Source organism: Neglectibacter caecimuris, from assembly GCF_034335015.1.
Lineage (GTDB): Bacteria > Bacillota > Clostridia > Oscillospirales > Acutalibacteraceae > Acutalibacter > Acutalibacter caecimuris_A.
In genome coordinates, this window is record NZ_JAWXXK010000008.1 from 143,642 (window position 1) to 157,319 (window position 13,678).

The 13,678-nt window shown below is 54.0% G+C and carries 13 protein-coding genes, 1 tRNA gene and 1 pseudogene; 5 read left to right on the plus strand and 10 right to left on the minus strand.

Annotated features, from left to right (window positions below; all coding sequences use genetic code 11):
- Positions 1-60: 60 nt before the first annotated feature.
- Both tnpA and U8T64_RS11890 read right to left on the minus strand, forming a co-directional pair.
- A pseudogene (gene tnpA / locus U8T64_RS11885) lies at positions 61-482 on the minus strand (IS200/IS605 family transposase).
- 202 nt (positions 483-684) lie between these two features.
- A tRNA-Thr gene (locus U8T64_RS11890) sits at positions 685-760 on the minus strand.
- A gap of 207 nt (positions 761-967) precedes the next feature.
- Between U8T64_RS11890 and U8T64_RS11895 the strand changes: the two genes are divergently transcribed.
- The 5 genes from U8T64_RS11895 to U8T64_RS11915 all read left to right on the plus strand — a co-directional run bounded on the left by U8T64_RS11895 (position 968) and on the right by U8T64_RS11915 (position 5,471).
- The gene (locus U8T64_RS11895) at positions 968-1,981 is read left to right on the plus strand and encodes a DnaD domain protein (protein WP_322183723.1); all 1,014 of its coding nucleotides are present in this window, start codon (positions 968-970) and stop codon (positions 1,979-1,981) included.
- Positions 1,982-2,962 (plus strand): ATP-binding protein, encoded by a 981-nt coding sequence (locus U8T64_RS11900; protein ID WP_322183725.1) that lies wholly within the window; start codon positions 1,982-1,984, stop codon positions 2,960-2,962. It abuts the gene before it with no gap.
- Positions 2,963-3,029: 67 nt separating this feature from the next.
- Entirely contained in the window at positions 3,030-3,815 is a 786-nt protein-coding gene (locus U8T64_RS11905) for a threonine/serine exporter family protein (protein ID WP_322183727.1), read from the plus strand.
- Complete coding sequence (locus U8T64_RS11910; protein WP_322183729.1) at positions 3,812-4,273, plus strand: threonine/serine exporter family protein; 462 nt, start codon at positions 3,812-3,814, stop codon at positions 4,271-4,273. The genes U8T64_RS11905 and U8T64_RS11910 overlap by 4 nt, the downstream gene beginning before the upstream one ends.
- Positions 4,274-4,508: 235 nt before the next feature.
- Entirely contained in the window at positions 4,509-5,471 is a 963-nt protein-coding gene (locus U8T64_RS11915; protein ID WP_322183816.1) for an RluA family pseudouridine synthase, read from the plus strand.
- A 57-nt stretch (positions 5,472-5,528) separates the two neighbouring features.
- On the opposite strand, the gene U8T64_RS11920 is transcribed toward U8T64_RS11915, so the two are convergent.
- The 8 genes from U8T64_RS11920 to malQ form a co-directional block, all read right to left on the minus strand.
- The gene (locus tag U8T64_RS11920; protein WP_322183731.1) at positions 5,529-5,732 is read right to left on the minus strand and encodes a hypothetical protein; all 204 of its coding nucleotides are present in this window, start codon (positions 5,730-5,732) and stop codon (positions 5,529-5,531) included.
- 43 nt (positions 5,733-5,775) lie between these two features.
- On the minus strand, positions 5,776-6,645 hold the full coding sequence (locus U8T64_RS11925; protein ID WP_322183733.1) for an NAD-dependent epimerase/dehydratase family protein: 870 nt from the start codon (positions 6,643-6,645) through the stop codon (positions 5,776-5,778).
- A 27-nt stretch (positions 6,646-6,672) separates the two neighbouring features.
- On the minus strand, positions 6,673-7,092 hold the full coding sequence (locus U8T64_RS11930; RefSeq protein ID WP_322183735.1) for an aspartate carbamoyltransferase regulatory subunit: 420 nt from the start codon (positions 7,090-7,092) through the stop codon (positions 6,673-6,675).
- A 3-nt stretch (positions 7,093-7,095) separates the two neighbouring features.
- A complete protein-coding gene (pyrB, locus tag U8T64_RS11935) occupies positions 7,096-8,034 on the minus strand; it encodes an aspartate carbamoyltransferase (protein WP_322183736.1) in 939 nt (312 codons plus the stop codon).
- 112 nt (positions 8,035-8,146) lie between these two features.
- On the minus strand, positions 8,147-8,893 hold the full coding sequence (locus U8T64_RS11940) for a YebC/PmpR family DNA-binding transcriptional regulator (protein ID WP_322183738.1): 747 nt from the start codon (positions 8,891-8,893) through the stop codon (positions 8,147-8,149).
- 162 nt (positions 8,894-9,055) lie between these two features.
- Positions 9,056-9,622, minus strand: a complete 567-nt coding sequence (locus U8T64_RS11945) for a manganese efflux pump MntP (protein WP_322183740.1) — start codon at positions 9,620-9,622, stop codon at positions 9,056-9,058.
- 149 nt (positions 9,623-9,771) lie between these two features.
- Complete coding sequence (locus U8T64_RS11950; protein ID WP_322183742.1) at positions 9,772-12,042, minus strand: glycogen/starch/alpha-glucan phosphorylase; 2,271 nt, start codon at positions 12,040-12,042, stop codon at positions 9,772-9,774.
- A gap of 16 nt (positions 12,043-12,058) precedes the next feature.
- The gene (malQ, locus tag U8T64_RS11955) at positions 12,059-13,561 is read right to left on the minus strand and encodes a 4-alpha-glucanotransferase (protein WP_322183744.1); all 1,503 of its coding nucleotides are present in this window, start codon (positions 13,559-13,561) and stop codon (positions 12,059-12,061) included.
- Positions 13,562-13,678: the final 117 nt, after the last annotated feature.

The following is a 13,678-nucleotide window of genomic DNA, read 5'->3' on the forward strand; positions in this document are numbered from 1 at the left end:
ATGAGAAAAGCCAACCGCACTTTGGGTTAGGCGTTTCTTTCTTACATCTCTTCTAAATCTTTAAAATGGATCTTCGTACTCCTTAAAGCTCATCTGGTCCATGATCCGATCTTCTCTCCTGATCCTGGATATATTTCTGAATAGCTTTTTTGTTTCCTCCTACCGTGCTCACATAGTACCCTTTTTCCCAAAACACTCTCCTTCCATACTTGTACTTTAAGTTTGCGTGCCGTTCAAATATCATCAAGGTACTCTATCCCATGAATTCTCCCACGCTCAGCTTGGGCGGTATTGATAGCAGCATTGTGAACGTGATCCGGCATGCCATGGGCCTCTATGATTTCTACATGTTTATACTCACACAGCTTTCTTAAAATTTTTCCTACGTGCGCTCGTAGTTTCCCATACACTGCTTTCCTGCGGTACTTCAGTACCAGCACTATGTGATATTGACACTTCCATTTCGTAATGTGCAACCGCAAGTACCTTGCGGCAGACTTTGCTCGTCCATTTGGACTGACCTCCTTTGATTTTTTGTGCGATTGGCGTTACCTGCTCTTATTTATATCAATGGAGGTCTTTTCTTTCCTAATCGACGCTACCGCTTTTTTCGTTCCCCACCGCCTTAGCTGGTGGTTGTTTATACAAAAAACCGGCAAGCCTCTTCCGAGACTTGCCGGTTTTTGGAGCTACTGATGTGACTCGAACACACGACCTGCTGATTACGAATCAGCTGCTCTACCGGCTGAGCTACAGTAGCAAAGAAAAAGAAACGCCTCTTTCAAGCGCTTTTTTATTATAGCCAAGCGAAAAAGATTTGTCAATCCTCATTCTGTCTCTTTTCCCGAATTTTCTTTTCTCAAAAACTGCTTCTTTTCTCTGGTGGAATTGTATGCTATACTAGAGTATATCTTTGATTTCAGAGGCTTGGAAGTATATTTTTCAGTAAGGAAACGATGAGATGGGAATGGAATACAGTTTAGATATCGGGGCATGGAATTCCGTATTCGCGGTGCCTTGCGCTTTGGTGGATCAGCATATCAAGCTTGCCGGGAAAGAACAGCTGCAGGTACTGCTGTGGTTTCTCCGGCACGGTGGAAAAAGCTTTTCCCCTGATGATCTGGCGGGGGCTTTAGGGATTTCCGCGGACAGTGCTCTGGACGCGCTGGAATATTGGGTAGACCGGGGCCTGCTGGCGGAAAAGGCGGGCGCGCTTTATCCTGTTCCGCAAAACACCGCCGGACAGGATCAAAAGCAGGAGTCCGGCGAAGGTGCGGCGCAGGAAGCGTCTCAGCCTCCTGCCGCAGAAAAAGCCGCTCCCGCTCTGCCTCCGAAAAAACGCCTCACGAAGCCGGACGCAGCCTACCTTGCGGCAAGAGCGAAGGAATCCGCCGATATCCGCTCCCTTCTTCAGGAAGCGGAGGCCACCTTGGGGATCCTTTCCCCCGCCATGACCAGCGTGCTGCTTGCCAGCTGTGACGATTACGGCCTGCCGGTGGAGGTGGTGGCCATGCTCCTGCACTATGCCAAGGAGATCGGCAAAACGGGCGCCGCCTATATCGATTCTGTAGCCAGAGACTGGGCGGAAAGCGGTATCTTCACATTGGAGGCCGCCGAAGGCAAGCTGCAGGAGCTCAGCGAGAAGCGGCTTGCCTGGGGGAAGGTAGCCTCCGCCGCCGGGCTGCCGAAACGCTCTCCCTCCAAAAAAGAAGAGGAAGCGGCTTACCGGTGGGTATACGAATGGAAGCTCATTCCCGACCTGCTTTCCGCCGCCTATGAGCGCTGTGTGGACAACACGGGAAAATTCAGCGCCGCCTACATGAACCGCGTTTTGGAAAGCTGGCACAAGAAGGGGATCAAAAACCTGGAGCAGCTGGCACAAGAGGAACAGAAAAATCAGGAAGAAAAAGCAAAGCCCGCAAGCTATGATATTGACGAGGTAGAGCGATTGAGCTTTTTTGATTTGCCGGAGGAATTGTAAATGGGATACGGGAAAAAGATCTTTGAAGAGGCCAGAGCGGAGCTGGAGCGCCGCAGGCAGAGGGCGGAAAGCGAAGCTGAGGAAAGGCGCTCCGTCTTCTATCTGCGGTACCCTCAGGCCGGAGAGCTGCGGGAAGCCATGGCAAAAAACGCCGCCGGGGCCGCAAAGGCGGTGGTGCGGGGCGGCGATGTGCGGGCGGAGCTTCAGCGGCTTCAGGAACGGGCCGGAACGCTGAACGCGGAGTATGACCGTCTGCTGCGGGAGGCGGGGCTTTCCAGAGAGGAGATCTCCCCCCGGTATACCTGCCCCCTCTGTAAAGACACCGGTTTTACAGACGGCAGAATGTGCCGGTGCTTTCTTGAGCTGCAGCGCAGTCTTGCTTATGAGAAGCTGAGCATGAACGTTCCCTTGGAAAAATGCACCTTTTCCTCCTTTTCTCTCTCCTATTATCAGGAGGATCCCCGGGCCTACCGGCAGATGGAAAATATTTTTGCCGCCTGCAAGGGCTATGCGGAGAAATTCCGCAAAAACTCCCCCAGTCTGCTTTTTAAGGGAGGAACGGGCCTGGGAAAGACCCATCTTTCTCTGGCGATCGCCGGGGCGGTGATCGAAAAGGGCTTTGGCGTGATCTACGGCTCGGCCCAAAGCTTTGCCGTCTCTCTGGAAAAGGAGCGGTTTGACCGCCGGGAGGACGGGGAACCCGGCGACACCCATTCCCAGCTGCTTTCCTGTGATCTGCTGATTCTGGACGACCTGGGAACGGAATTCCCCTCCGCCTATGTCAACGCCGCTTTGTATGATATCATAAACAGCCGCATGCTGGCGGAGAAGCCCACCATCATCAGCACGAACCTTTCCATGAAGGAGCTGGAGGAACGGTACAGCGAACGCTTTGCTTCACGCATTGCCGGGTATTACGGAATGCTGGGCTTCTTGGGAAACGATATCCGAATCGAAAAGCGGAAACAGAAAAATTCCTGATGCGAATATGGGAGAGCACAGGGGGTCTCCCTTCTCAAGATTCAACATTCAGTAAGGTGGTTACAATATGAGCGAGGCAGGCGCTGCCGCCAGTGTTTTAGAGCTCTCCTTCCAGATGGGAGAAACGCTTCTGGAAAACGGCGCGGAAATTTCCCGGGTACAGGAAACTATGGAGCGTGTAGCGAAGGCATATCATGCGGAGGAATTCAACGTCTATGTGTTGACTAACGCCGTGTTTGCCGGTGGAAAAGAAAACGGCGTGGAAAAGCGAATGGAGTTAAAGCACGTTCCCTCCAGCAGCATTCATTTTGGACGGATCTGTGCGGTAAACCAGCTTTCCAGGGAGATCGCCGAGGGAAAGCACAGCGTGGAAGAGGCTTTTGCCATTCTGGAAAAAATACGTTCCCTTCCCTATTCCTCTCTGCCTCTGGCGATCTTCGCCTGCGCCGTTGGCAGCGCAGCCTTCAGCTATCTGTTTGGCGGCAGCGGGTGGGACGCCCTTACCGCCTTTTGCTGCGGTCTGGTGCTGGAACCCTTTCTTCACTGGACAGGAAAGCACAAATTCTCCAAGTTTTTAACAAATCTTTCCGCCAGCGCTCTGGTCACACTGTGTGGCGCTGTGCTGCTGCTTTTGGGGCTGGGCCAAAATCTGGATAAGATCATCATCGGCTCCATTATCCGGCTGGTACCCGGTGTGGCGCTGACCACCTCCATTCGGGATTTCTTTAACGGGGACTATCTCAGCGGCACGATCCGCATGATCGACGCCGTTCTGGTAGGCGGCTGTATCGCCGTGGGCGTGGGTGTTGTGGTACGCCTGCTTTCTCCCCTGCTGGGAGGTGCGCTGCTGTGACTGATTTTCCCCTGCTGTTAAACTGGCTGTTTCAAACGCTGGTCGCTTTTTTGGCCACTATTGCTTTTTCCGTCATTTTTCACACTCCCAGAAAAGAATATCTGCTGACCGGGATCACCGGTGGCGTGGGCTGGCTTATCTACCTCATTGCCATGCATTTCGGCTGCGGCACGGTAGCCGCCTCCTTTTTTGCCACCGTGGCACTTGCCTGGCTTTCCCGTATTTTTTCCTTTGCCCACAAGGCGCCTGTTACGGTCTATCTGATCTGCGGCATTTTCCCGCTGGTTCCCGGCGCGGGTATTTACTACACCGGCTACCATTTCTTCATGAGTGATAACGCCCTGGCCCTCAGCAAAGGGCTGGAAACCATAAAGATCGCCATTGCCATTGCCCTGGGCATCGGCATTGTACTGTCCTTGCCACGGTTTTTCTTCACTTGGCGGAAGGGAAGTCGTTAGTTGTTAGTTATTAGTAGTTAGAGAAGGGAAGCTTCCATTTTGGTCATCCTGAGGAGCGTAGTGACGAAGGATCTCGTCCTTCATTCCTGGGTAAAAGGCCAAAAGGACGAGATTCTTCACCGAGAAAGCAAAGCTTGCCTTGCTTTCTGTTTAGCAACGACAACTGGAAAACCTTTTCCTTATTCTAACAACTAACATCTAACAACTAATAACTAAAAGGGGGAAGCGTATGCCTCTGCGCAGGGTCGTGATCGCGAAAAATGATGAAGGGCAGCGGCTGGATAAGTTTTTGACCAAAGCTTATCCCAATCTGCCGCAAGCCGTTCTCTATAAATGTATCCGCACAAAGGACGTGAAGCGAAATGGAAAGCGCTGCCAGATTTCCGACAGGCTTCAGGCGGGAGATGTGCTTTCCCTTTACTGGCAGGAGGAATTTTTCCAGAAGGAGGAGCGGGAATACGATTTTTTGAAGGCTCCCCTTTCCCTTTCCGTGCTATACGAGGACGAAAACATTCTGCTGCTGGATAAAAAGCCGGGACTGATCGTTCACCCGGATCAGAATTATCATTTTGATTCCCTGATTGCACGGGTACAGCACTATCTCTATGAAAAAGGAGAATACCGCCCGGAAACGGAAAATGCTTTCGCGCCGGCGCTTGTGAACCGGATCGACCGCAACACCGGCGGCATTGTAATGGCCGCCAAAAATGCCGAGGCGCTGCGGATCATGAACCAAAAGGTGAAGGATCGGGAAATGCACAAGCTGTACCTCTGTGTCGTGTGCGGGCGGCTTTCGGAAAAAGAGGGGTTACTCACGGGGTTTCTGGAAAAAAACGAAGCCCAGAACCGGGTCTACATCTCCAAAAAGGCCACAGAGAACTCAAAAAGCATTCGCACCAGATACCGGGTGTTGGAGGAGCGCCGGGATTTTTCCCTGCTGGAGGTGGAGCTGCTGACCGGCCGCACCCATCAGATCAGGGCACATTTCGCGTCTATCGGCCACCCTTTAGCCGGGGACGGAAAATACGGCAGAAACTCCCTCAATAAGCAGACAGGGTTTCCCTACCAGGCCCTATACTCCTATAAGCTCCGGTTTGATTTTTCCACAGACGCCGGTATTTTAAAGAACTTGAGCGGCCGGGAATTCACCGCCGAAAACATCTGGTTTCTGCCGGAATTCCAGCGATTTCCCAAATGATCCAAATGCAAAAGTCCCGGAGCGCGAACAAAACGCTCCGGGACTTTTTGATCTGTACTATTTTGTCCGCTTTTTCTCTGTGAGCAAAAGCTTTACTCCTTCATCGCCTTCCACGGCGTGGAGCACCTCCTGCCTGCGCAGCAGATGCAGCGTGACGGAGAGGATCAGATTACAGCAGGTAACAATGGCGAGGGTGAGCTTTCCCGCCCTGCCGCTTTTCCGTTTTGCCGGGGCCTTCCGCCCCGCGCCGGTTTTCTTCATATCGCGCCTCCTTCCCGGCAGCTCTGTTTTTTGCGCTGTCCGGTCAATCTCTGTATACAGCCTCTATCAGGTGATCCAGCAGGGGATAGATCCACTCCCGCAGCGGGGAAAAAGAAAAGCCCAGTTTGCCCGCAAGCTCCGTATTGATGGTATACCCGGTTTCCCCGTTGTAGGGTGCGGGATCGCCGCTTTCCGCTAAAGCAGGAGTTTTTCCCGTTTTCTCTGTGACATACTCCAAAATTTCCCGCAGAGAGATCGCCCCGGGGCTTGCTCCGTTGATGGCTCCCTGAAACTCCGTTTCTCCCAGAAAGGCCAGAAATTTTCCCGCTTCATCTGAGCGGACAAAGGCCATCGGCTTGCAAAGGTTATCGAGAAGCATCGCCTTTCCCGTGATAGTATGCTCCACATAAAAGAGGAGCCGCCGGGTGTAATCATCTTCCCCCACCACAAAGGGAAACCGCACTGCCACGGTCGGCTGCCGGGAATATTCCTGGACCAGAGCCCGTTCCGCCTGGCGCTTTCCCTCATCGTAGGGAAAATCCGCCCTGTCTCCCCAAATCACCGGCTTCGCCAGAGGGTCAAACTCCGGCTCCCTGGTATCCCAATGCTTTTCGTATACCGCCGTGCTGGAAATGGAGAGATATTTCCGGCAGGAAAGCTGGGGAAGCAGCCGCCTGACGTCATTGGAGCAATAGGCAAGGCTGTCGTAAACCAGATCAAAGGCTTTCCCGGACAATTCCTTCCTGAGGGAATCTTCGTTTGTTCGATCCAATTTCACCCGGTCCACCGCCCCGCCGAAGCTGTCTTCCGTGAGGCCTCTGTTTGCCAGGGTCACCTGATGGCCCCTGGAAAGCAGCGCCTGAACCAGGTGCCTTCCCATCATGCGTGTGCCGCCGAGAACCAGAATTTTCATAAAGCCCTCTTTTTTGCTCCAGATAAATCATTTTTTATATTCCTGCTCGCAATACTTGCAGCGATAGCGGTGAGCCTTTTCATCGCAGAGCACAAAAACCTGATCTACCTGCTCAATGCTGGTGATGCACCGGGGATTTTTGCAGGAGACGATATTGACAAGCTTTTCCGGCAGGGCAGGCTTTTTCTTTTCCACAAGCCTGCCGTTTCGAATGGTGCAAACCGTGGCGTTATCGTCGATAAAGCCCAGCACGTCCAGGTCGATATTCATTACGCCCTCGATCTTGATAATATCCTTTTTCCCGAATTTTTCGCTTTTGGCGTTTTTAATGATGGCCACACAGGTATCCAGCTTCGCAAGCTCAAGAAGCTCATAGATCCTCATCCCCCGGCCCGCGGTGATATGGTCGATGACAATGCCGTTTTCCAGGCTGTCGATATTCAGCACTTCTCATTCCTCCTTTTCCAAAACGCCGGGCGCAAGACCCAGCAGAGATAAAATCAGCGCCATACGGACAAACACGCCGTTTCTGGCCTGCTGAAAATACATGGCCCGGGGGTCCTCGTCCACCTCCTGGGCGATCTCGTTGACCCTGGGCAGTGGGTGAAGCACTCGAAGCTCTTTCTTTCCCAGGCTGAGCTTTTCCGGGGTGAGGATATAGGAATCCTTCAGACGGACGTAGTCCTCCTCGTTGAAAAAGCGTTCCCGCTGTACCCTGGTCATATAGAGAATGTCAAGCTCCCGCATGACCTCCTCCATGTCCCGCACCTCACGGTAGGAATGGCCGGAGGGCTCAATGACCTCCTTCAAAATATAGCCGGGCATTCTGAGCTCCTCCGGGGAGATCAAAACAAAGCGCACATCTTCATACCGCACCAGGGATTTCACCAGGGAATGAACGGTGCGGCCGAACTTCAAGTCTCCGCACAGCCCGATGGTCGCGCCGCTGATATTCCCCCTGCTTCGGTGAATGGTGAGCAGGTCAGTGAGAGTCTGGGTGGGGTGCTGGTGGCCGCCGTCCCCGGCGTTTATGACCGGGATCCCGGAATATCGGGAGGCCACATAAGGCGCGCCCTCCTTAAAATGGCGCATGGCGGCAATATCCGCATAGCCGGAGATCATGCGAATGGTATCGGCAACGCTTTCCCCTTTGGCGGCGGAGCTGTTTTCCGCCGAGGCAAAGCCCAGCACCTTTCCGCCCAGGCGCATCATGGCGGATTCAAAGCTCAGCCGGGTACGGGTGCTTGGCTCGTAAAACAGCGTGGCAAGAATTCTGCCGTCGCACTTGTGGGCATACTCCTCCGGGCGAGCGATGATGCTTTCCGCCAAGGTCAGCAGCCGGTCCGTTTCCTCCCTGGTAAGATCCAGAGGATCGATCAAATGACGCATTGCTTTTCCCTTCCTTTCCCGCCAGGCGTTTCGAGCGGCGCACGTTTCTTCCGCTTTTTACGCTCTGGCTATAGAAAAGCCCCTCCGGACACGCCGGAGAGGCTCTGCTGTTTTATTCCTCGTCCTCGTCTTCGGGGGCGTCCCAGTTGTGCCAAACGTTCTGCACATCGTCGCTGTCCTCCAGAAGATCCAGCAGCTTCTGCATTTTTTCCGCGATCTCCGAATCGGCGATGGCGGTGTAGGTATCGGGAACCATTTCCACCTCGGCAGAAACGAACTCGTACCCCTTCTTTTCCAGATCCTCCCGAACGCCGCTGAAATCGGCGGGTTCTGTGGAAATTTCAAACACGTCCTCATCCGCCGCGAAATCGGAAGCGCCTGCCTCCAGCGCATCGGTCATAACGGTATCCTCCGAAAGACCTTCTCGCTCGATGACGATCACGCCTTTCTTGTTGAACATGAAGGAAACGCAGCCGGTGGTGCCCAGGTTCCCGCCGAATTTATCGAAAGCGTGGCGCACATCGGCCGCCGTGCGGTTCCGGTTATCGGTAAGGGCCTCTACGATCACGGCCACGCCGGAGGGGCCGTACCCTTCATAGGTAACGTCCTCGTAATTATCCCCCGAACCGTCGCCCGCAGCCTTTTTGATAATGCGCTCAATGTTGTCGTTGGGAACGTTGGCGGCCTTTGCCTTGGCGATGCAGTCCCGCAAACGGGAATTTGCCGCCGGGTCAGCGCTGCCGCCTTCTTTTACCGCCACGGCCAGCTCACGGCCGATCTTTGTAAAGATCTTTGCTTTCGCGCCGTCCGCCTTTTCTTTTTTTCTTTTGATGTTGTTCCATTTGGAATGTCCTGACATACTTAAAACCGCCTTATACTAGATACTAGACACTGGACGCTAGACAAGGGCAATGGAGCTCGTTTTCTGCCTTTTTCTACCATCTCTGTCTTTGATTTTCAGCTTATCATAGCATAATTCGGGTGGGATTTCAAGAGCGGGCTTCTGCTTTTTTCTTCTTTTTCAGAAAGGAAGCAGGCCCAGGTGCTCCAGCAGGATCTTCAGGCCCAGCAGGATCAGGATCACGCCGCCGGCCAGCTCCGCCCTGCTTCTGTACCTTGCGCCGAACAGGCTTCCAACCTTGACGCCCGCGCCGGAAAGCAGAAAGGTGATGGCGCCAATAAAGAAGGCTGCTGTGCAAATATGTACCTGAAGGAAGGCAAAGCTCACGCCCACCGCCAGAGCGTCAATACTGGTGGCTATGGCCAGGGGCAGCATTTTTCGGAAGGATAAGGAAGCATCCGCCTCCTCTTCCTCCCTGGAAAACGCTTCCCGAACCATATTGCCGCCGATCACCGCAAGCAGCGCGAAGGCGACCCAGTGATCGATGGCGGTGATCGCGTCCTTGAACTGGACCCCCACCGCGTAGCCCACCACCGGCATCAGCGCCTGAAAGCCTCCGAACCACAAGCCCACCAGAGCCATCTGCAAGGGCCGCGCTCTCTTGAGCGCCAGCCCCTTGCAAATAGCCACGGCGAAAGCGTCCATCGAGAGCCCCACCGCCAAAATAAAAAGCTCCGCAATCCCCATTCCTTCCCAACCTTCCATTCAAAATACCTAACTAACAACTAACCGCTAAACACACTAAATGTCTCTGTTGTACTTCGCCATCGCCCGGTCAGAGGGAAAGAACCCGGCCCCGGCAATCATGCTCTAATCTAACAACTAAAAGCTAACAACTAAATACGCCAAATGTCTCTGTTGTACTCCGCCACCGCCCGGTCAGAGGAGAAGAACCCGGCCCTGGCAATATTGCTGAGCATCTTTTTCGCCCAGGCCGTTCTGTCCTCATAGGCCTCTAAAAGCTGTTCCTTCACTCGGATATAATCCTTCACGTCCAAAAGGGCCATGAACCAGTCCTTCCGGGTCATATCCCGGTACAGCCTGCCCAGGTTTTCCGGGTCGCCCAGCCGCATCAGCTGAGGGCTGATAAGGAAATCCAAAAGCTTCGTGATCTCCGGGTCTTCAGGATAAAACGCCGCCGGCGTGTAGCGGTCCGGCCCCTCCTCGTACAGGTGAATGACCTCGTCGCTGGAGCGCCCGAAAATGGCGATGTTTTCTTTTCCTACCAGCTCGCAGATCTCCACGTTGGCCCCGTCCATGGTGCCCAGCGTCACAGCGCCGTTCAGCATAAATTTCATATTGCCCGTGCCGCTTGCTTCCTTGGAGGCAAGGGAGATCTGCTCGGAAATATCACAGGCGGGGATCAGGTGCTCGGCCCAGGTGATATTGTAGTTTTCCACCATGACCACCTTCAGCCAGGAGCTGACCTCCGGGTCTTTTTCTATGAGCTTTTGCAGGCACAGGATCAGGTGAATGATATCCTTCGCGATGATATAGGCGGGGGCGGCCTTCGCGCCAAACAGCAGGGTAACGGGCCGCCGGGGCCTGTTTCCGGCCTTGATCTGCTGATATTTCCAGATAAGGTACAGGGCGTTCATCTGCTGCCGCTTATATTCGTGCAGGCGCTTGATCTGAATGTCGAAGATGGACTCGCTGTCTATTTCTATGCCGCTCTTTTCCAGCAAATACGTTTTCAGCTGTTCTTTTTTCCGCTGCTTTACGGCAAGCAGGCGGGAAAGCACCCCTTCGTCTTCCCGGTAGGCCAACAGCTTTTGAAGCTCCTCCGCGTCCTCTTTCCAACCGCTGCCAATCAATTCCGTGATCAGGCCGGAAAGCTCCGGGTCACAGTGCATCAGCCATCGGCGGAAGGTAACGCCGTTTGTTTTATTGTTGAATTTCTCCGGGTAAATGGCGGCAAAGTCCTTCAGCTCCGCATTTTTCAGGATCTCCGTGTGCAGGGCGGCAACGCCGTTGACGGAAAAGCCGTAATGGATATCCATGCGCGCCATGTGTACCAGGTCGTTTTCATCGATGATAGCCAGGGCGGGGGCCTGATACTTTTCCTTCACCCGGCGATCCAGCTCCCGAATAATGGGAACCAGTTGGGGAACCGCTTCCTCTAAATAATCCAGCGGCCATTTTTCCAGAGCCTCCGCCAAAATGGTATGGTTGGTGTAGGCGCAGGTCTGGCTTACAATAGAAATGGCCTCGTCCATGGAAATGCCGTCCTTTTGCAGCAGGCGAATAAGCTCCGGGATCACCATGGAGGGGTGGGTGTCGTTGATCTGGATCACCGCATGTTTGTGCAGATCCCGCAGGGCATAGCCCTTCTCCGCAAGCTCCTTCAGGATCAGCTGCGCGCCGCAGCTGACCATGAAATACTGCTGATACACCCGCAAAAGCCTTCCCGCCCGGTCGCTGTCGTCCGGGTAAAGAAACAGGGTAAGATTGCGGGCGATATCCTTCTTATCGAAATCGATCCCCTGCCGTACCAGACCCTCGTCCACCGTTTCCAGATCAAATAAACGCAGGCGGTTCACACCGTTTTCATAGCCGGAAACATCTAAATCGTATAAGACGGCCCGCAGCTCTCCGCTGGGAAAGGGCACGGTAAAGCGCACGTCTGTGGGCAGAAGCCAGCTCTGCTTTGTCAGCCACTGATCCGGCGCTTCCTGCTGCTTATAATCCCGAAAGCTTTGCCGGAACAGACCAAAATGATAGAGCAGCCCCACCCCATCGGCAGAAAGGCCCAGGGTGGCAGCGGAATCCAAAAAGCAAGCGGCAAGGCGGCCCAGACCGCCGTTTCCCAAAGAGGGCTCCGGCTCCAGCTCCTCGATCTGTGCCAGGGATTTTCCCGCTTCCCGGAGAACCTCCTTTACCTCTTCATAGAGCCCCAAATTGATCAAATTATTGGAAAGCAGCTTGCCGATGAGAAATTCGGCGGAAATATAGTAAAGCTTTCTATCCCCCTGAATGCGGGACGCTTTTTTCAGCCGCTCCTTGGTAAATGCCAGCAGACCGTGATAGATCGCGGCGTCTTCTGCGGCGGAAAGGCTTTCCGCCCCCTGCTCCTTCACCTTTTGCTCCAGTTCTTCTCTGACTGACATAAAAGCACCTCCTGTGTTACTGCCTGGCCCGCCCATAGAGCTCTGTGAGACGGGCAATTTTCTTTGCCAGCTCTTCTTCCGCCTGGCCCTTTGTCATGCGCCAGCGCCAGTTATCCCCACCCAGCGTGGAGGGTGTATTGATCCGGGCCTCGCTGCGCAGATCCAGATAATCCTGCATGGGAACAATGGCCAGATCCGCCACGCTGCCCAAGGCAGCGCGGATAAACGCCCAGTTGCCGTCCTTATCGCTGGTAAGTCCCAAATAGTCCCTGGCTGTGGCGATATCCGCCGGGTCCGCCGTGGAAAACCAGCCCCGCACCGTTTCATTATCGTGGGTGCCGGTATAGACCACACAGTTTTTGGGGTAGTTATGGGGCAGATAATCGCTTTCCTCCCTGGAATCAAAGGCGAATTCCAGCACCTTCATACCTGGATAGCCGCTGCTCTTTAAGAGACGGCGCACCGCCGGGGTCAGATAGCCCAGATCCTCGGCAATGATGGCGGCCCCGCCGAATTCCCGGTTGATGGCGTCCACAAAGGCCTTGCCCGGTCCCTTTCTCCAGCGCCCGTTTTTGGCGGTAGCGTCTCCGTAGGGAATGGCATAGTAGCTCTCCAGGCCCCGGAAATGATCGATGCGCAGTACGTCTACCAGGGTGAGATTCGCCTTCAGGCGCTTCAGCCACCAGGAAAAACCGTCCTTTGCCATTTCGTCCCAGCGGTACAAGGGATTCCCCCAAAGCTGGCCGTCCTCGGAAAAGGCATCCGGCGGGCAGCCTGCCACCTCGGTGGGCACATTGTTTTCGTCCAGCTGGAACAGCTCCGGCCTGGCCCACACATCGGTGCTGTCCATTGCCACATAGATAGGCGCGTCCCCAATGATCTTCACGCCCTTTTTGTTGGCGTACTTTTTCAGTTTGCCCCATTGCTCAAAAAATAAATACTGTACGAAAATGTAATAGGAAATATCCTCCGCGCACTGTGCCCGCCATTTTTTCAGCGCTTCCGGGCGGCGCATGCGGATCTCCTCGTCCCATTCGTTCCAGGGTTTCAGCCCCATTTTTGCCTTGACCGCCATATAAAGGGCATAGTCCTCCACCCAGGCTTTGTTTTTCCGGCGGAAGCTTTCCAGCGCCTTCTGGTTGGTAAAATTGGAAAAAGCCCTGCGCAGCACCTTTTCCCGGTTCTCATAAACGGTATCGTAATCTACCTGGCGCTTGCTTTTCCCCCAGGAGATCTTCTTGCACTTTCCTTTTTTCAGCAGCCCCTGCTCGCAGAGCAGCTCCAGATCGATAAAATAAGGATTTCCCGCAAAGGCGGAAAAACTTTGATAGGGGCTGTCTCCGTAGCTTGTGGGACCCAGGGGCAGCACCTGCCAATATTTCTGCTTTGCCTGAGCCAGAAAATCCACCCACTGATAGGCCGCTTTTCCAAAGGTGCCGATGCCGTATTTAGAGGGCAGACTGCTGACCGGAAGCAAAATTCCCGCCGACCTTGTTAACCATGTATTCTGCTTTGCCATACGCTGACCATACCTTTCCAGAAATTTCCAGGGCAACACCGCACAAAGACCGGCCAGAGACCTTTTTACACGATTTGCTTGCAGATGTTCCGTCATAGCGCACAATCTTTGTGTGAT

Bases quoted from the DNA above. Each gene is read 5' to 3' on its own strand.
- U8T64_RS11945 (WP_322183740.1), bottom strand. From the start codon at position 9,622: ATGGGGATTGCGGAGCTTTTTATTTTGGCGGTGGGGCTCTCGATGGAC.
- malQ (WP_322183744.1), bottom strand. From the start codon at position 13,561: ATGGCAAAGCAGAATACATGGTTAACAAGGTCGGCGGGAATTTTGCTT.
- U8T64_RS11950 (WP_322183742.1), bottom strand. From the start codon at position 12,042: ATGTCAGTCAGAGAAGAACTGGAGCAAAAGGTGAAGGAGCAGGGGGCG.
- pyrB (WP_322183736.1), bottom strand. From the start codon at position 8,034: ATGCGTCATTTGATCGATCCTCTGGATCTTACCAGGGAGGAAACGGAC.
- U8T64_RS11900 (WP_322183725.1), top strand. From the start codon at position 1,982: ATGGGATACGGGAAAAAGATCTTTGAAGAGGCCAGAGCGGAGCTGGAG.
- U8T64_RS11925 (WP_322183733.1), bottom strand. From the start codon at position 6,645: ATGAAAATTCTGGTTCTCGGCGGCACACGCATGATGGGAAGGCACCTG.
- U8T64_RS11920 (WP_322183731.1), bottom strand. From the start codon at position 5,732: ATGAAGAAAACCGGCGCGGGGCGGAAGGCCCCGGCAAAACGGAAAAGC.
- U8T64_RS11905 (WP_322183727.1), top strand. From the start codon at position 3,030: ATGAGCGAGGCAGGCGCTGCCGCCAGTGTTTTAGAGCTCTCCTTCCAG.
- U8T64_RS11895 (WP_322183723.1), top strand. From the start codon at position 968: ATGGAATACAGTTTAGATATCGGGGCATGGAATTCCGTATTCGCGGTG.
- U8T64_RS11940 (WP_322183738.1), bottom strand. From the start codon at position 8,893: ATGTCAGGACATTCCAAATGGAACAACATCAAAAGAAAAAAAGAAAAG.